The organism is Amycolatopsis sp. NPDC024027 (genome assembly GCF_040638975.1).
GTDB lineage: Bacteria > Actinomycetota > Actinomycetes > Mycobacteriales > Pseudonocardiaceae > Amycolatopsis.
The window spans coordinates 133,013-148,993 of record NZ_JBEZYY010000007.1 but is presented as its reverse complement, the minus strand read 5'-3'; the positions used below and the strand labels follow the sequence as shown (position 1 = coordinate 148,993).

Here is a 15,981-nt window from a genome sequence, read left to right as displayed (position 1 = left end):
ACCCGGGCGCGACGCCCGCGTCTTGTACGTTCTTGACATGGCGCACGTCGCGGCTTGGCGGCCGGCGGTCCCGGGGATCGCCGAGGTCTTCCACGCGCGCTTCACCACGCACGCCTACCCGCTGCACACGCACGACACCTGGACGCTGCTGATCGTCGACGACGGTGTCATCCGCTACGACCTCGACCGCCACCACCACGGCGCGCTCGGGCCGGCGGTGACGCTGCTGCCGCCGAACGTCGCCCACGACGGCCGCGCCGCGACCAGCCACGGCTTCCGCAAGCGCGTGCTCTACCTGGACACGCCGGTGCTGGGCGAGGACCTGATCGGCGCGGCGGTCGACCGGCCCAGCCTCGCCGACGGCCTCCTGCGCACCCGCATCCACCAGCTCCACGAGTCCCTCGCCGAGCCCGGCGACACGCTCGAGGCGGAAAGCCGGCTCGTGCTGGTCGCCGACCGCCTGCGCACCCACCTGGGCAAACCGGCGTCGCCCGAGCCGAAGCGCGGCCTCGCCGACGATCTCCGGGACCTGCTGGACGCTCATCTGCCGGAAGCGCTGACGCTGGCCGAAGCGGGCGAGACGCTCGGCGCGCACCCGGCGTACCTCGTCCGCTGCTTCGGGGCGCGGTTCGGCCTGCCGCCGCACCGCTACCTGACCGGCCGCCGGGTGGACCGGGCCCGCCGCCTGCTGCTGGACGGCACCCCGGCCGCCGAAGTCGCGACGGCGGCCGGGTTCACCGACCAGGCCCACCTGACCCGGCACTTCAAGCGGTACCTGGGCACGACGCCGTCGCGCTACGCGAAAACCCGGTGACGGCAGGCCACGGTGGTGCCGGTCGTCGTCCCCCTGCCGGAGAAGCGGGTTGTGTCAAGATGACGGCATGTTGCGCGAACTGCACCTGACCGGCGACCCGGCCGCCGACAAGCTGCTGAACGACGACCCGTTCGCCCTGCTCGTCGGGATGCTCTTGGATCAGCAGTTCCCCATGGAGCACGCCTTCGCCGGCCCGAGGAAGATCGCCGACCGGATGGACGGCTTCTCCCTGACCAAGATCGCCGCGACCGACGTCGAAGCGTTCGTCGAGATGTGCGTGGTGCCGCCGGCCATCCACCGCTACGGCGGCTCGATGGCCCGCCGCGTCCACGCGCTCGCCCAGCACATCATCGAGAACTACGACGGCCGCACCGAAGGCATCTGGCTCGACGGCCGCCCGAAGCCGGACGGTCCCGAAGTCCTGAAGCGACTGAAGGCCCTGCCCGGTTTCGGGGAACAGAAGGCGAAGATCTTCCTGGCCATGCTGGGAAAGCAGCGCGGCATCCAGCCGAAGGGCTGGCGCGAGGCGGCCGGCGCGTACGGCGACCGCGGCTCGCGCCGGTCGATCGCCGACGTCACGAGCGCCGAAACCCTCGCCGAAGTCCGCGCGTTCAAGAAGGCCGCCAAAGCCGCGGCGAAAGCGGGCTAACGCACCCAGACGCGCAGCGGGCCCAGCGGCTCGGCGCCGTGGTCCAGCGCGTTGCGCAGCGCGTCGCCGTGTTCGTAGCCGGCCACCGGGACACCCGCGAACGCCGAGGCCACCGCCGCCACCGCGCCGGGCCAGGCCTGAGCCGGTCCCGAGAAGTTGGACAGCCCGACCACGCCGTCGCCGCGGTGGGCGACGACCATCGCCGGGCCCCGGGACAGCACCGCCACCGAGTCGTCGGCCGGGAAGCCGTGACCGGCCGCCCGCCGCCAGCCCGGCTCCGGCACACCGGGCCCGCACGCGATCCACGTCGCTTCGAACAGCACCGAGAACCCCGGCAGGTCCAAGGTCGCGAAGCTGTCCTTGACGGAACACCCCGCCGAACCGTCGACGAACGGGAGGACGTCGGCGGCGGTGGCGTCCGGGGTCAGCGTCACCGCGTCCGGGTAGTACGCCGGGGTGCGCGTGCGGCTGGTCCACGCCCGCGGGCGGAACTGCCCGGGCCAGACCAGATCGCACCACGCCGCGTTTTCCGCGACCGTCCACTTGAGACCGATCACACCAGACCCGCCAGTTTGTACAGCACCAGGCTGCCCGCCACCGCGACGTTCAGGCTGGCGCCGATGCCGACCATCGGGATTTCGACGACGCTGTCGAGCAGATCGAGCGCCTCGGGCGGAATCCCGGTCTGCTCGTGACCGAGCACGGCGATCGTGCGGCCGCGGGCGGCGGGCAGGTCGGCCAGCCGGACGGCTTCCTCGGCCAGTTCGACGCCGACCACCCGGGTGCCCGCCGCCCGTTCGCGGGCCAGCCAGCCCGGTGGGTCGTGCACCCAGTGCACGCAAGCGGGACGCCGCAACGTGTTTCCCCTCCGCAGCGCTTCGGGCACCCACGGGAACCGCGGGACGGCGAGACACGCGCCGACGGCGTCACAGGTGCGCAGGAGGGTGCCGAGGTTCGCGCCGTGCAACGGCCACAGCGGGGCGGCCACCAGGTGCCCCCAACAGGAATGTGCCTTGCTCCGCCGGGTCTTCCGCAGCTCTCGGGGCGTGCGGACCCGGACCGAAGGGCTCACCGGCGCCGAGGCGCGGCGCCTCCGAATTCGCTGATCATGCCCCGGATTCTAACCCGTTCGCGGGGTCCACGGGACGAGTTTCCGCTCTTACTCTGGACACGGAGGTGAAGCCCCATGCACGCAGGAGTAGGCGACGAGATCCGGGTGCACGGCCGCACGGTCGGAGCGGCCGAGCAGCGCGGCGAGATCCTCGAAGTCCGTGGCCCCGACGGCGCCCCGCCCTACCTGGTGCGGTTCGCCGACGGGCACGAAGGGCTCGTCTACCCCGGGCCCGACTGCGAGGTCCAGGCGCACGCCGGCTAGCCGGCGGCGACCTGTTCCCGGGGCTCGCGGACCCGCCCCCACGCCGACCCCACGAGCAGCAGGGCGACGAGGGTCAGCACGGCCGCGACCTCGGGCAGCAGCAGCGGGCCGCCCGACGCGAGCACCGCTCCGCCGACCACGCCGGACAGGCCGACGCCGAGGTAGATCGCGGACGCGTTGAGCGAGAGCACCAGCCCGGCGTGGCCCGGCGACAGCTCGATCAGGCGGTGCTGCACCGGCGGGTTGAACGACCACGTCGCCAGCCCCCAGACGAACAGCGAGATGCCGGCCGCGACCGGCGTCACCGTCGTCAGCGGCAGCAACGCCATCACGGCGGTGATGACCACGGTGACCACGAGCAGCGGCCTCCGCGAGCCCCAGCGGTCGGTCACCCGGCCACCCGCGAAGTTGCCGATCGCGCCGCCGACGCCGTAGCAGAAGAGCAGCACCGTCACAGTCGTGCCGTGCACGCCCGCGGTCGCCGCCAGCAGCGGCGAGACGAACGTGTAGACCATGAACGCGGCCAAGCAGGCGAGCACCGTCGTGGCCAGCATGACGAGCACCCGCGGGTCGCGGCCCGCGGCGAAGCGCTCGGCCAGGCCGACCCGCGGCGGCGCGGCGACCGTGGGCAGGGCGAACCGCACGGCCAGCGCGCTCACCAGCGAGAACGCGGCGACCAGCGCGAACGCCGGCCGGTAGCCGAGGTGCTGGGAAATGAGACTGCCGAGCGGGACGCCGAAGATGAGCGCGACCGTCAGGCCGCCGAACACCAGCGCGACGGCGCGGCCCCGGCGCTCGGGGACGGTCAGCTCGGCCGCGACGGCGCTCGCCGCCGGAGTGAACACGGCGGCGCCCACCGCGGTCACCACCCGGGCGACCAGCAGCGAGCCGTAGCCGGGCGCGAGCGCGGCGAACAGGTTGCCGGCGCCGGTGACGGCGAGCGCGGCGACCAGCAGCGTCCGGCGTTCCCAGGTGCCGGTCGCGGCGGCGAACAGCGGCGAGCCGATCGCGTACGCGATGGCGAACGCGGTCACGAGCTGCGCCGCGGCCGTGGCCGAGACGTGCAGCTCGCCGGTCAGCGCGGGCAGCAGCCCGGCGACGATGTAACCGCTGGTGCCGACGCCGAAGGCGCCGAAGGCGAGGACGGAGATCCTCGACGGAGCAGGTGCGGACATGGGCTGAGCCCCCAAGCGAAGCAGGGATTGGTTCGACGAACGTCGTAGTTCGACAGTGACCGTACTACGTCGCTGCCACAATTTCGACCGGCGTCGTACGATGGGCTCATGGCCAAGCACGCGACCCTGCCGCCGCTCCACTACCCGGCGCGGGAAGAGATCACCGTCGAAGGCGTGCTCCGCGCCCTCGCCGACCCGGTGCGGCTGGCCATCGTCCGCCAGCTGGCGGGGACCGAGCGGGAGATTTCGTGCAGCGGCCTCACCGTGCCGGTGACGAAGTCCACACTCACCCACCACCTGAGCATCCTGCGCCAGGCCGGGGTCGTGGTCGGCCGCCAGGAAGGCACCACCCGGTTCAACTCGTTGCGCCGCAACGATCTTGACACCCTGTTCCCGGGCCTGCTGAACGGCGTTCTGGCCGCTCCGCGCTGATCACCGCGTCAGGAGTGCGGATCGTCACCCGATATCGGGATGACAACCGCCCCCCTCGCTTGTTGGACTGGGGCGTAGGCAGCTCACGGCGCTGGGGCCGAATGGCTGCCTCTCTTTATGCCCCCTTACTGAACCGATCCAGAGATCGGCTCGGTAATCGTTTACCCACCCTGGAAGGAGTGCCGTGCCCGTCGCGCTGCTCGCGCTCGCCATCGGAGCTTTCGGCATCGGGACCACCGAGTTCGTCATGATGGGCGTGCTGCCCCAGGCGGCCGCCGACTTCGGCGTCGACATCCCGACCGCCGGCCACCTCATCTCCGCTTACGCCCTCGGCGTCGTCGTCGGCGCCCCCCTGCTCACCGCGGTCGCCGTCCGGCTGCCGCGCAAGACCATGCTGCTGGCCATGATGGGCCTGTTCACGGTGGGCAACGCCCTCTTCGCGCTGTCGCCCAGCCAGGAGTTCGGCATCGCGTTCCGGTTCCTCGCCGGCCTGCCCCACGGCGCGTTCTTCGGCGCCGGGGCCGTGGTCGCCTCCAGCCTCGTCGGCCAGGGCGAGCGCGCCAAGGCCGTGTCGCTGATGTTCCTCGGCCTGACCCTGGCGAACGTCATCGGCGTGCCGCTGGGCACGCTCCTCGGCCAGCAGGTCGGCTGGCGCGCCACCTTCGGCGTCGTCGCCGTGATCGGGCTGGTCGCCATCGCGGCGATCGCGAAGCTCGTCCCCCACCAGGGCAAGCCCACCGCCGATGCGTCGCTCAAGAACGAAATCAGCGCCTTCAAGCGCCCGCAGGTGCACTTGGCGCTGGCGATCGTCACGTTCGGGCTGGGCGGCGTGTTCGCCTGCCTGTCCTACATCACGCCGATGCTGACCGACGTCGCCGGCTACTCGCCGTCGAACGTCACCCTGCTGCTGTCGCTGGCGGGGGTCGGCATGACGATCGGCAACCTGCTCGGCGGCCGGCTGGCCGACCGCGCGCTGATGCCGAGCCTGTACATCGCCCTGCTGGCGCTGGCCTCGGTGCTGGGCATCTTCACCATCACCGCGCAGGGCAAGGTCGGCGCGGCGATCACGATCTTCTTCGTCGGCGTCGCCGGGTTCATGATCGGCCCGATGATGCAGGCGCGGATCATGGAAAAGGCGGGCGGCACTCCGTCCCTGGTGTCGGCCGCCGTCCAGTCCGCGTTCAACATCGCCAACTCGATCGGGGCTTACCTCGGCGGCTTGGTGATCGCGGGTGGGCTCGGCCTGGTCGCCCCGAACTGGGTCGGCGCACTGCTCGCGGTCTTCGGGCTCACGCTGGCGATCGTTTCGGGCACCTTGGACCGTCGCGAAGCCCGCGCCGAACAGCGGGAACTCGCCCTGGCCTCCTGACCCACCCACCCGAGAGCGCCACTTTCACCCGAAAGTGGCGCTTTTCGGCGTTCAGGGGGAGCCGAGCGGGCCGCCGATGATCGTCAGGGCGACGTACAGCACCGCCGCCGCCAGGCACGTGAACGTCACGACGTCGACGAGCTTGCCCCGGATCGCCAGGAGGCCCGCCCTGGCCGTCGGCAGCGCCAGCCGCAACACCGCGGCGAGGAGGAGCGCGGCGCCGATCAGCGCCGCGCCCTCCCGCCAGTGGTACTGGAAGATCCGCAGCGCCGCGACGGCCACCACCAGCAGCACCGCCGCGAACGGCAGCTGGCTGAACCGGCTCTGCCTGCTCCGGCGGTCGCCGATGTCCCGCCGGTCCTCGGTCACGGTCATCAGCCTTGAACCGAGCGTTCCGCCGCCTCGACGACGTTGCTGACGAGCATCGCCCGCGTCATCGGGCCGACCCCGCCCGGGTTCGGCGAAATCCAGCCGGCGACCTCGGCGACTCCCGGGTGGACGTCGCCGGTGAGCTTGCCGTCCACGTGGGACACGCCCACGTCGAGGACCGCGGCGCCCGGCGCGACCATGTCCGGCGTGATGATCCCCGGCACCCCGGCCGCGGCGACCACGATGTCGGCTCGGCGGACCTCGGCGGCCAGGTCGCGGGTGCCGGTGTGGCACAGGGTCACGGTGGCGTTCTCGCTGCGGCGGGTCAGCAGCAGGCCCAGCGTGCGGCCGACGGTGATGCCGCGGCCGACCACGGTGACGCGCGCGCCGTTCAGCTCGACGCCGTGGCGCTTGAGCAGCTCGATGATCCCGTACGGCGTGCACGGCAGCGCGCCCCGCTGGCCCAGCACGAGCCGGCCGAGGCTGACCGGGGCGAGGCCGTCGGCGTCCTTCTCCGGGTCGATCCGCTCGAGCACGCGGTTCGCGTCGAGGTGCTTCGGCAGCGGCAGCTGCACGATGTAGCCGTGGCAGGCCGGGTCGGCGTTCAGCTCGTCGATGACGGCTTCGAGCTTCTCCTGGGTGATGTCGGCCGGCAGGTCGCGGCGGATCGAGTTGATCCCGATCTTGCCGCTGTCGGCGTGCTTCATCCGGACGTACGAGTGCGACCCCGGGTCGTCGCCGACCAGGACGGTGCCGAGGCCGGGCGTCACCCCCTTCGCGGCGAGGGCAGCGACGCGGGGTTCGAGCTCCGCGAAAATGGCGTTCTTGGTGGCCTTGCCGTCGAGAATCTTCGCCGTCACGGGCCCCATTCTGGCAAAGCGGCGCCCGCGCGTCGCTTCCAGGCGCGGGTGGTCGCAGCCCGTAGAGTGATCGCTACCCCACACGGTCCATTCGCGACGATGCCCGCGATCAACCTGTGATCTACCGCACGTCGCATCACCCGAGGTCAGAGCCGGTGCCACCGGGTGGCCGGGCGGCAAAACCCACATGCGGGGTGCACTCACGCGCGCGAACAGTCAAAATGTGCGGGTGGCACAACCGACGACGCAGCTGAACGCGACCGAGCAGGACACCCTGGTCAAGCAGATCGGACTTGCCCTGCTGCGTGCCGCCCCGCGCGACTGGCGCAAAGTCACCGCGGAGTACCGGGCGCTCGGCAGGTACCACGAGCTGACCGGCGAGATGGTCACCGAGGACGGAACGGTGCACGAGTGGCTCGCCACCCATGACATCGCGACCCTGTTCGGCAGGCTCCGCGGTGGCATGTACCGCGACGGCCGCGGAACGTGGTTCAACGCGCGCTACCAGCTCGACCACCCGTCCAGCTACAACCTCGAGTACAACCGCGACGAACCGGTGTGGAACCTCGCGCCGCCGCCGCAGGCCTACTCCGACGAGCTGCGGATGTTCCCGCGCACCGAGGAGAACGTCCCCGAATGGCTGATCCGGCGGATGTCCGGGCTCGGCCCGGAGCAGCCGGGGCCGCACTTCCGGATCGCCCGGATCTTCGACACCGTCGGCCCGGCCGGCCGCCCGGTCATCAACCGCCCCGACCTCGAGGTCGAGGAGCAGGACCGGCTGCTGGAGTACCTCGAGCACGCCCCGCTGGTGGTGCCCGAGCGCGGCTACGACATCGACCGGCTGGCCGCGACGCCGGAAGCGACCGTCCCGGTCGCCTTCCACAGCGACGGCCAGTGGATCTGGCCCGCCGCCGTCAACTTCTACCTGCACAAGTACGGCGTTTCGCCCGAACCGGACCTGGTCGAGCACGTCCGGGCGATCGGCTTCGCGCTGCCGCCCGTGGACGAGCCGACGCTGCAGGCCGCCGCCGCGTACCTCACCCGGGGCAACCAGCCGCCGCCGCAGCAGCAGCGCCCGGCCGGGCCGCCGCCCCAGGGACCGCCCCCGCAGGGCCTGCCGCCCCAGGGACCCCCGCAGCAGCAGGCACCCGTGGGGCCGCCGCCCGTCGCGCCCCCGCCCGTCGCGCCGCCGCAGCAGCACCAGGAACCGCCCGCCCCGGTGGAGGCGCCGCTCTCGGTGCACGCGCCGGCCGAACCGGAGGCTCCGGCCGAAGAGCACGAATACGCCGAAGAGGGCTTCGACGAGCAGGAGTTCGAAGACCGCTTCGCCGAAGAGGACCACCAGTACGGCGACGAGGAGTACGCGCAGCAGCCCGAGCACGCGGGCGTGGCGAACGGTTCGGCGCCGGAGCCGGGCCGGGTGCCCGACCTGGAAGAGACCGCGGAGTACGTCCCCGACCAGCCGATCGGGCAGGAGCAGCAGCCGCCGCGCGACGGCGAGCCCTTCCCGCGACGCGACGACGAGCACGCCGCCTTCCAGCCCCCGCGGGAAGACGAGCACGCCTTCCCGGCCGAGCAGGCGTTCGAGCCGGGTCCGGCCCGGCACGACGACGAACCGGCGGACCACCGGGAGGACGAGCCGGCGCACGCGGCGTTCGAGTCCGGTCCGCCCGGGCCGGACGACGAGGCGGGGCACGCGTTCGACACCGGCCAGGCGGACGAACCGGCGCACGCCTTCCAGTCCGGCCTGCCGCCCCGCCAGGAGGACGAGCCGTCGCACGCCGCCTTCCAGCCGCCGGGCCACGAGGACGAAGGCGCCTTCCAGCCGCCGCACCAGGACGACGAGCACGCCTTCCAGCCCGGCCAGCCGCCGCGCCACGACGACGAGCTCGCGCACGCCTTCCAAGCCGGCCAGCCGCACCACGACGACGAGCCGGCGCACGCCGCCTTCCAGCCGCCGCGGCACGACGACGAGCACGCCTTCCAGCCCGCGGGCCGGCCGGACGGCGAGCCCCCGTTCCAGCCGCCCCGGCGTGAGCAGGCCGCGTTCGACCCCGGGCCGCCGACCATGATCACCCAGCCCGAGGTGCCCGGCGTGCTGCCGGTGCCGGAGCCGCCGGCACCCCCGGCCGCGGCCCAGGCCGAGCCGCCCGCTCCCCCGCGTCCGGGCCGCCGGGCGCTGCGCCGCGAAACCCCGGACCACCCGGTGCTCGCCGGCCTGCAGGCCAAGCTCGACGAGCTCGACGTCCCCGAAAGCGGCTACAAGCTGGGCGAACCCGCCGAGCACGGCTGGAGCGTCGAAGAGGTCGACGACGGCTGGCGCGTCGGCTGGTACGACGGCAAGCTCAGCAACCCGGCGGTGTTCGGCGACGCCGAGGACGCGGCCGCGTTCATGCTCGGCAAGCTGCTGCTCAACCCGGAGGGCCACGTGCCCCCCGAGGAGCCGCCCGCGCCGGAGCCGGAACCCGAGCCGGAACCGCCGGCCGCCCCGCAGCGGGTCGTCGCGACGCTGTCGCCGGAGGTCGCGACCGGCTCGTACCAGATCCGCAAGCCAGAGCCGGTGCCGCCGCAGGAGCAGACGGCGTTCACCAGCGCCGAAGAGCTCTTCGGCGACCTCGGGGACGACGAGCCGCCGGCCCCGCCGCGCCAGCCCGCGCCGGTCCCGGCCGGGCCGCCGCCGATGGCCCAGCAGGCCGGTCCGCCGCCCGCGGCACCCGCACCGCCCCGGCGCGAACCGCCGTCGGCGCCGACGGTCCTGGCCCCGATGCCGCAGGGTGTCCTGCCGGTGCCACCGCCCCCTCCGGCGGGCGCGCCCGCGCCGCCGCGCCGGGACGAACCGGCCCGCCCGGCCGTCAACGGTGGCGGGGGTGGTGGCCAGCAGCAGTGGCCGATCGGCCCGATGGCCGGTGAGCCGCCGCTGACGCTGTTCCGCGGCAAGGAACTTCGCGAACTGCCCGCGGGCAGCGAGCTGGACCGCTTCGGCGGCCCGAACGGCAACCTGACGTACGCGGCGGGCACGCCGTTCGCCGAGCGGTCGCTGGTGCCGGAGTGGGTCAACCGCCCGTACCACGTCTACCGGGTGCAACGGCCGCTGGAGGCGCTGGCCGGCGTCGCGATCCCGTGGTTCAACCAGCCGGGCGGCGGGTCGGCGTACCTGCTGCCGGCGTCGATCGAAGAACTCGTGGCCGAGGGCGACCTGATCGAGCTCGACCCGGGCGAACCCCCGATCGATTGAGTGCTTCGCGAAGGCCCCGGCAGCGCGCTGCCGGGGCCTTCGTGGTTTCAGCGGATGACGAGCCCGTGCGCGGCGGCGAAGGCGATCGCCGTTTCGACGTCGACCTCCGCGCCCCGCAGATCGGCCTGGACCAGGGCGTTCGCGTCGAGCCGTGCCCCGCGCAGGTCGGCGCCTTCCAGCTTCGCGCCGTGCAGGCGGGCGCCGGTCAGGTCGCTGCCGCGCAGGTCGGCGCCGGTGAGATCGGCTTCCGTGAGGTTGGCTTCCCGCAGCCGCAGGCCCGACAGCCCGAGCTTGCGCAGCCGCGCCTTCGCCAGCGACGCGAGGGAGAGGTCGCACTCGGTGAGCGCGATTCCGCCGAACCCGCTGTCGGTGAACGACGTGCCGAGCAGCGAGCACGCCGTCCAGCGGCTCTCGGCGAGCACCGTCCGGTCGAAGGTGCACGAGCGGAACGCCGACGCGTCGTGCCGGGAGCGCGACAGGTCGGCCCGGCTGAACACGCAGTCGTCGAAGGTGCAGCCGCGCGTCCGCAGCCCGCTCAGGTCCGCGCCGGTGAAGTCACACCCGGTGAACCGCCGCTTTTCCCACCACTGCCCGGACAACACCGCTTCGCGGTAGTCCTCCCCCGTCTCCAGCACGGGCCCAGGGTGCCACACCCGCGATCAGCCGACCGCACCCTGGACGTAGTTCATCGCCGCGACGTACTCGGGCAGCTGCGCGCGGCGCGCCAGCTCGGCTTCGTCCAGGTCCTCCACCCGCGTCTGGATCCACCAGAGGTTGCCGAAGGGGTCGCGTACCCGGCCGACGCGGTCGCCGAAGAACAGGACCGTCTGGCGGGTCACCTCGGTCGCGCCCGCTCCGATCGCGCGTCGCTGGGTTTCTTCGCTGTCCGGCACGTAAAGCCGCAGGAATGCGGGAGTGGCGCCCCAGCCGTCCGGTGAGTCGAACGCCATCACCACGGCGTCGCCGATGCGCACCTCGGCGTGCCCGATCTTCCCGTCCTCGCCGACGACCCGCCCGAGTTCTTCGGCGTCGAAGGCGGCCTTCAGGAAGTCGAGCAGACCGGCGGTGTCGCGGCCGATGATCCACGGGGTGACCGTCGTGTAGCCGTCGGGAACGGGGTTGACCATGTTTCCTCCTCGGTTCGGTGCCCCGAACCTAGGAGGAAAATAGGTCGATTCCTGACCGCTCCGACCATTAGCGTGCTCCCGTGCCCGACCGCCACTTCGCCGACGCCGGCCTCGCCTCGCTGTACGACGCCCTCAACCCACGGGAAAGCGGCGGCGACTACACGTTCTACCTGCCGATGATCTTGGCCGCGGAGTCGGTGCTGGACGTCGGCTGCGGCACCGGTTCTCTGCTGCACTGGGCGCGCGAGTCGGGCCACGAAGGACGGCTCGTCGGGCTCGATCCCGCCGAGGGCATGCTCGTCCAGGCCCGCCGCCGCACCGACATCGAATGGGTGCACGGCGATTTGTCGACCGCGTCGTGGGACGCGGAGTTCGACTTCGCGGCGATGACCGGGCACGCGTTCCAGGTGCTGCTCACCGACGACGAGGTGCGCACGGCGTTCTCCGCGGTCTGCCGCGCCTTGAAGCCCGGCGGCCGGTTCGGCTTCGAGACGCGCAACCCGGCCGGCCGCGCCTGGGAACGCTGGACACCTTCGAACGTCTGGGAAGCCGGCGATGTCCGCTCGTGGAACGACGCCGGGCCGTTCGAGAACGGGTACGTCAGCTTCAGGACGACGTACGAAAGCCCGAACTGGGACGCGCCGAAGTACAGCGAGAGCACGTTGCGCTTCCTCGATGTCCCCACGCTGAACGAGTTCGTCGGGGAAGCCGGGCTGGTCGTCGACGAGCAGTACGGCTCCTGGGACCGTTCGCCGGTGACCGACGCCAGTCCCGAGATCATCACGGTCGTCCGGCGCCCCCTTACCTGAAATCCCGAGACTTCGCCTTGATGCGCATCGGCAGCGGCTCGACGCGATGGGCGAGGACGCTCACCACGCCGTCGGCCTTCTCCACCACCCCGCGGATCAGCAGCGCCGGGCTGCTGCGCGCGACGCGGTGGTAGCGCTGCCAAAGCCCGAGCGTGCAGATCACGTTGACCATCCCCGTTTCGTCTTCGATGTTGAGGAAGGTGACGCCGCCCGCGGTCGCGGGGCGCTGCCGGTGTGTGACCGCGCCGCCGATCAGCACGCGCGCGCCGTCGTCGAGGTCCGCCAGGCCGCTCGCCGGCACGACGCCGAGCTCGTCGAGGCGGTCGCGGATGAACTCGGTCGGGTAGCTGCCCGGCGACACCCCGGTGGCCCAGACGTCCGCCGCCGCGACGTCGAGCCCGTCCATCCCCGGCAGCACCGGCGCCTGCGCGCCGACCAGGCCGGGCAGCCGCTCCGGGCGTTCACCGGCGACGGCGCCCGCGGTCCACAGCGCCTGACGGCGATCACCGCCGAAACCGGCGAACGCACCGGCCGTGGCCAGCGCCTCGATCTGGGGCGTGGTCAGCCGCACGCGGCGGGCGACGTCGGCCATGTCGCGGTATTCGCCGTTCTCCGCGCGCTCGGCCACGATCCGCTTCGCGAGGTCTTCCCCGATCTTGCGCACGGTGCTCAGCCCGGTGCGCACGTCGTGGAACTTTCCCGTGCCCGCATCCAGGGTGGCGTGCGGCAAGCTCCGGTTGATGTCCGGGCCGTGCACGGTGACGCCGTGGCGCCGCGCGTCGGCGACCAGCGACTGCGGTGAGTAGAACCCCATCGGCTGCGCGCGCAGCAGGCCCGCCAGGAACGCGTCCGGGTGGTAGAACTTGAAGTGGGCACTGGAAAAGACCAGGTGCGCGAAGCTCAGCGCGTGGCTTTCCGGGAAGCCGAAGTTCGCGAACGCCTTGAGCTTCAGGAAGATCTTTTCCGCCAGCTCGTCATCGACCCCGTTCACGGCGGCGCCTTCGAGGAACCGCTGCCGCAGCAGGTCCATCTTCCGGTCCGACCGCTTCGACCCCATCGCGTGCCGCAACTGGTCGGCCTCCGCCGCGGTGAAGTTCGCGACGTCCAGCGCGATCTGCATCATCTGCTCCTGGAACAGCGGCACGCCCTTGGTCTTGTGCAGCGCCTTCTCCAGCAGCGGGTGGTCGTAGGCCCACTCCTCGCGGCCCTGCTTGCGGCGGATGTACGGGTGCACCGAGCCGCCCTGGATCGGGCCCGGCCGGATCAGGGCGACTTCGACGGCGAGGTCGTAGAACTCGCGGGGCCGCAGCCGCGGCAGCGTCGCCAGCTGCGCGCGGCTCTCCACCTGGAAGACGCCGATCGCGTCGGCGCGGCACAGCATGTCGTAGATCTTCTCGTCGGCGAGGTCGAGCTCGGCCAGGTCGACTTTTTCGTCCTTGTACTCCGCGACGAGGTCGATCATGTAGTGCAGCGCGGACAGCATGCCGAGGCCGAGCAGGTCGAACTTGACCAGCCCGGCGGCGGCGCAGTCCTCCTTCTCCCACTGGATCACGCTGCGGTCGGCCATCCGCGCCCACTCGACCGGGACGACCTGGCTCACCGGCTCGGCGCACATGACCATGCCGCCGGAGTGGATGCCCAGGTGCCGCGGGAAGTCCTCGAGGGCGAAGGCGAGCTGCAGGACCTCGTCCGGGATGTCGTGGTCGTGGTCCTTTTCGGTGTTCTGCAGCGAACCCCAGCGGTCGATCTGCTTGCTCCAGGCGTCCTGCTGGCCCGGCGAGTAGCCGAGCGCACGGGCGGCGTCGCGGACGGCGGACCGGGCGCGGTAGGTGATCACGTTCGCGACCTGGGCGGTCCGCAGGCGGCCGTGTTTCCGGAAGACGTACTGGATGGCCTCTTCTCGGCGGTCGGACTCGATGTCGAGGTCGATGTCGGGGTAGCCGTCCCGGTCCGGGGCGAGGAAGCGCTCGAAGAGGAGTTCGTAGGCGACGGAGTCGACCTTGGTGATGCCGAGGGCGTAGCAGACGGCCGAGTTCGCGGCCGAGCCGCGGCCCTGGCACAGGATGTCGTTCTCCCGGCAGAACCGCACGATGTCCCAGACGATGAGGAAGTAGCCGGGGAAGCCGAGCTCTTCGATGATGGCGAGCTCGTGCTTGATCTGCGCGTTCGCCTTTTCTTCGTGCGGCTTGCCTTTGAAGCGCTCCTTCGCGCCTTCGTCGGTCAGTTTTCGGAGGTACATCGTTTCGGTGTAGCCCTCGGGGACGTCGAAGGGCGGCAGCTCGGGGGCGATCAGCTTCAGCGGGAACGCGCATTCCATGCCGAGCAGGGCACTGCGCCGGACGGCGCCGGGGTACCGCCGGAACAGGACGTCCATTTCGGCGCCGCTGCGGAGGAAGGCCGTCCCGGCGGCGGGCAGCCAGCCCTCGAGTTCGTCGATCCCCCGCCGGGCCCGGATCGCGGCGAGGGCATCGGCCAGCGGAGCACGTTCGGGCCGCGCGTAGTGGGCGGCGGTGGTGGCCACGGTCGGCAGGCCCAGTTCGCCGGCGAGCTGCGTCAGGAGGTCGTTGTGGGTGCTGTCCAGGGGCTGGCGGTGGTCGGTGAGTTCGACGTAGACGTTGTCGCGGCCGAAGCGGTCTATCAGTTCTTTCAGCTTCTCCGCGGCGGCCGCCGCGCCGTGCGTGACGAGGGCCGAGCGCACCGCGCCCTTGCGGCAGCCCGTCAGCACCACGCACTGCCCGGCGACCTCCTCGGCGACCGCGCCGAGGTCGTAGCTGGGCCGGCCCTTCTCGGCTTGGTGGTGGATCTGCCCGGCGGTGATGGCGCGGCAGAGGGCCCGGTAGCCCTGATCGCCGCGGGCGAGCAGGAGGAGGTGCTCGCCTTCCGGATCGGGAACGCCGTTCTGCGGGCTGCGCAGGCCGAAGCTGAGCTCGGTGCCGAAGACGGTGTCGACGCCGAGTTCCCGCGCGGCCTCGGCAAAGCGCACGACGCCGTACATGCCGTCGTGGTCGGTGAGGGCGATGGCGTCGAGTTCCAGGCGCGCGGCCTCTTCGACGAGTTCTTCGGGGTGGCTGGCGCCGTCGAGGAAGCTGAAGTTGGAGTGGCAGTGCAGTTCGGCGTACGGAACGCGGACGGTTTCGGCGCCATCGTCGTTGCGCCGGGCGGGGAGGTCGCCGGGTCTTTGGTAGCCCTCGCGGTGACGGCCCCAGGCGGGACTGTCACCGTGGTCGCCGGGTGGGAGCCCGCCGGCGAGGGTGCGGGCGAGGTCCTTCCACCGGACGGGTGGGTTGTTCCAGCCCATTCAGTGACTCCCGGGCAGGTCGCGCCCCTGGTCTTCAGCCGCCCGGCGGCGACGGTGCCAGTTGGAGGGGTGGTTCCAGCGGGACCGGGCTTCGGCTTCGGCTGCGCTTGGGGGGCTCGGCGGTGGCTCGGGGTCGCTCAGGCGGCTCACGTCCGGCGGCTCGCTGCGGCGGTCCGCGTTGGTCGGATGGCTCCAACGGAGCTCGATCCCGCTGATGCGGCAGCCGTTCTCGCGCGACGAGCGCGGGACCGGGAGCTCGATCACCGGGCAGACCCACTCGTCGTCGGCGGCGGGGGTCTCCGGGAGCTGGCCGCGGACCGTCCACCGGTCGGGCGTGTCCGCCTGCTCCTCTGTGGCGGGCTCGGGAATCTCGCGCAGCCACTCGCGCTCCTCCGATGTCCCGCTGGGCTTGGCCCCGGGCTCGGCTCGCAGCCAGTTGCGCAGCTTTCGTGCGTAGTCGTCGTCCATG

16 protein-coding genes are annotated in these 15,981 nt (G+C 72.2%); 7 read left to right on the top strand and 9 right to left on the bottom strand.

The features are described 5' to 3' along the window. The first annotated feature begins 37 nt into the window (after window positions 1–37). Both AB0F52_RS19420 and AB0F52_RS19415 read left to right on the top strand, forming a co-directional pair. Window positions 38–814, top strand: coding sequence for an AraC family transcriptional regulator (locus AB0F52_RS19420; protein ID WP_360172397.1), 777 nt, complete (start codon window positions 38–40; stop codon window positions 812–814). Window positions 815–881: 67 nt separating this feature from the next. Next, window positions 882–1,463, top strand: coding sequence for an HhH-GPD-type base excision DNA repair protein (locus AB0F52_RS19415; protein ID WP_360172394.1), 582 nt, complete (start codon window positions 882–884; stop codon window positions 1,461–1,463). Here the strand turns inward: AB0F52_RS19415 and AB0F52_RS19410 are convergent. Both AB0F52_RS19410 and AB0F52_RS19405 read right to left on the bottom strand, forming a co-directional pair. Beyond that, a complete protein-coding gene (locus tag AB0F52_RS19410; protein ID WP_360172391.1) occupies window positions 1,460–2,020 on the bottom strand; it encodes a hypothetical protein in 561 nt (186 codons plus the stop codon). The two genes, AB0F52_RS19415 and AB0F52_RS19410, sit on opposite strands and share 4 nt — an antisense overlap. Beyond that, on the bottom strand, window positions 2,017–2,451 hold the full coding sequence (locus AB0F52_RS19405; protein ID WP_360172388.1) for a TrmH family RNA methyltransferase: 435 nt from the start codon (window positions 2,449–2,451) through the stop codon (window positions 2,017–2,019). The genes AB0F52_RS19410 and AB0F52_RS19405 overlap by 4 nt, the downstream gene beginning before the upstream one ends. Before the next feature lie 198 nt (window positions 2,452–2,649). Between AB0F52_RS19405 and AB0F52_RS19400 the strand changes: the two genes are divergently transcribed. Continuing rightward, window positions 2,650–2,838, top strand: a complete 189-nt coding sequence (locus tag AB0F52_RS19400) for a DUF1918 domain-containing protein (protein ID WP_360172385.1) — start codon at window positions 2,650–2,652, stop codon at window positions 2,836–2,838. On the opposite strand, the gene AB0F52_RS19395 is transcribed toward AB0F52_RS19400, so the two are convergent. After that, window positions 2,835–4,013, bottom strand: a complete 1,179-nt coding sequence (locus AB0F52_RS19395; protein WP_360172382.1) for an MFS transporter — start codon at window positions 4,011–4,013, stop codon at window positions 2,835–2,837. The genes AB0F52_RS19400 and AB0F52_RS19395 overlap by 4 nt on opposite strands. 108 nt (window positions 4,014–4,121) lie before the next feature. Between AB0F52_RS19395 and AB0F52_RS19390 the strand changes: the two genes are divergently transcribed. Beyond that, a complete protein-coding gene (locus AB0F52_RS19390; protein ID WP_360172379.1) occupies window positions 4,122–4,445 on the top strand; it encodes a metalloregulator ArsR/SmtB family transcription factor in 324 nt (107 codons plus the stop codon). 184 nt (window positions 4,446–4,629) lie between these two features. Beyond that, window positions 4,630–5,814, top strand: a complete 1,185-nt coding sequence (locus tag AB0F52_RS19385; RefSeq protein ID WP_360172376.1) for an MFS transporter — start codon at window positions 4,630–4,632, stop codon at window positions 5,812–5,814. Between the two features lie 51 nt (window positions 5,815–5,865). Here the strand turns inward: AB0F52_RS19385 and AB0F52_RS19380 are convergent, their stop codons facing one another. Both AB0F52_RS19380 and AB0F52_RS19375 read right to left on the bottom strand, forming a co-directional pair. After that, entirely contained in the window at window positions 5,866–6,189 is a 324-nt protein-coding gene (locus tag AB0F52_RS19380) for a DUF3017 domain-containing protein (protein ID WP_360172373.1), read from the bottom strand. After that, entirely contained in the window at window positions 6,189–7,043 is an 855-nt protein-coding gene (locus tag AB0F52_RS19375; RefSeq protein WP_360172370.1) for a bifunctional methylenetetrahydrofolate dehydrogenase/methenyltetrahydrofolate cyclohydrolase, read from the bottom strand. The genes AB0F52_RS19380 and AB0F52_RS19375 overlap by 1 nt, the downstream gene beginning before the upstream one ends. A gap of 223 nt (window positions 7,044–7,266) precedes the next feature. Here AB0F52_RS19375 and AB0F52_RS19370 point away from each other — a divergent pair, with 223 nt between their 5' ends. Beyond that, window positions 7,267–10,278, top strand: coding sequence for a glycohydrolase toxin TNT-related protein (locus AB0F52_RS19370; RefSeq protein WP_360172367.1), 3,012 nt, complete (start codon window positions 7,267–7,269; stop codon window positions 10,276–10,278). Window positions 10,279–10,325: 47 nt separating this feature from the next. Here the strand turns inward: AB0F52_RS19370 and AB0F52_RS19365 are convergent, their stop codons facing one another. Both AB0F52_RS19365 and AB0F52_RS19360 read right to left on the bottom strand, forming a co-directional pair. Continuing rightward, complete coding sequence (locus AB0F52_RS19365; protein ID WP_360172364.1) at window positions 10,326–10,913, bottom strand: pentapeptide repeat-containing protein; 588 nt, start codon at window positions 10,911–10,913, stop codon at window positions 10,326–10,328. 24 nt (window positions 10,914–10,937) lie between these two features. Further along, the gene (locus tag AB0F52_RS19360) at window positions 10,938–11,405 is read right to left on the bottom strand and encodes a VOC family protein (protein WP_360172361.1); all 468 of its coding nucleotides are present in this window, start codon (window positions 11,403–11,405) and stop codon (window positions 10,938–10,940) included. An 80-nt stretch (window positions 11,406–11,485) separates the two neighbouring features. On the opposite strand from AB0F52_RS19360, the gene AB0F52_RS19355 reads away from it, so the two are divergent. Continuing rightward, a complete protein-coding gene (locus tag AB0F52_RS19355; protein WP_360172358.1) occupies window positions 11,486–12,214 on the top strand; it encodes a methyltransferase domain-containing protein in 729 nt (242 codons plus the stop codon). Here AB0F52_RS19355 and AB0F52_RS19350 read toward each other — a convergent pair. After that, the gene (locus tag AB0F52_RS19350) at window positions 12,207–15,512 is read right to left on the bottom strand and encodes an error-prone DNA polymerase (RefSeq protein WP_360172355.1); all 3,306 of its coding nucleotides are present in this window, start codon (window positions 15,510–15,512) and stop codon (window positions 12,207–12,209) included. The genes AB0F52_RS19355 and AB0F52_RS19350 overlap by 8 nt on opposite strands. Continuing rightward, window positions 15,513–15,980, bottom strand: coding sequence for a hypothetical protein (locus AB0F52_RS19345; protein WP_360172352.1), 468 nt, complete (start codon window positions 15,978–15,980; stop codon window positions 15,513–15,515). Window position 15,981 lies beyond the last annotated feature (1 nt).

Coding starts and splice junctions, on each gene's coding strand:
- AB0F52_RS19345 (WP_360172352.1), bottom strand. CDS start 15,980: ATGGACGACGACTACGCACGAAAGCTGCGCAACTGGCTGCGAGCCGAG.
- AB0F52_RS19395 (WP_360172382.1), bottom strand. CDS start 4,013: ATGTCCGCACCTGCTCCGTCGAGGATCTCCGTCCTCGCCTTCGGCGCC.
- AB0F52_RS19380 (WP_360172373.1), bottom strand. CDS start 6,189: ATGACCGTGACCGAGGACCGGCGGGACATCGGCGACCGCCGGAGCAGG.
- AB0F52_RS19390 (WP_360172379.1), top strand. CDS start 4,122: ATGGCCAAGCACGCGACCCTGCCGCCGCTCCACTACCCGGCGCGGGAA.
- AB0F52_RS19400 (WP_360172385.1), top strand. CDS start 2,650: ATGCACGCAGGAGTAGGCGACGAGATCCGGGTGCACGGCCGCACGGTC.
- AB0F52_RS19360 (WP_360172361.1), bottom strand. CDS start 11,405: ATGGTCAACCCCGTTCCCGACGGCTACACGACGGTCACCCCGTGGATC.
- AB0F52_RS19420 (WP_360172397.1), top strand. CDS start 38: ATGGCGCACGTCGCGGCTTGGCGGCCGGCGGTCCCGGGGATCGCCGAG.
- AB0F52_RS19415 (WP_360172394.1), top strand. CDS start 882: ATGTTGCGCGAACTGCACCTGACCGGCGACCCGGCCGCCGACAAGCTG.
- AB0F52_RS19350 (WP_360172355.1), bottom strand. CDS start 15,512: ATGGGCTGGAACAACCCACCCGTCCGGTGGAAGGACCTCGCCCGCACC.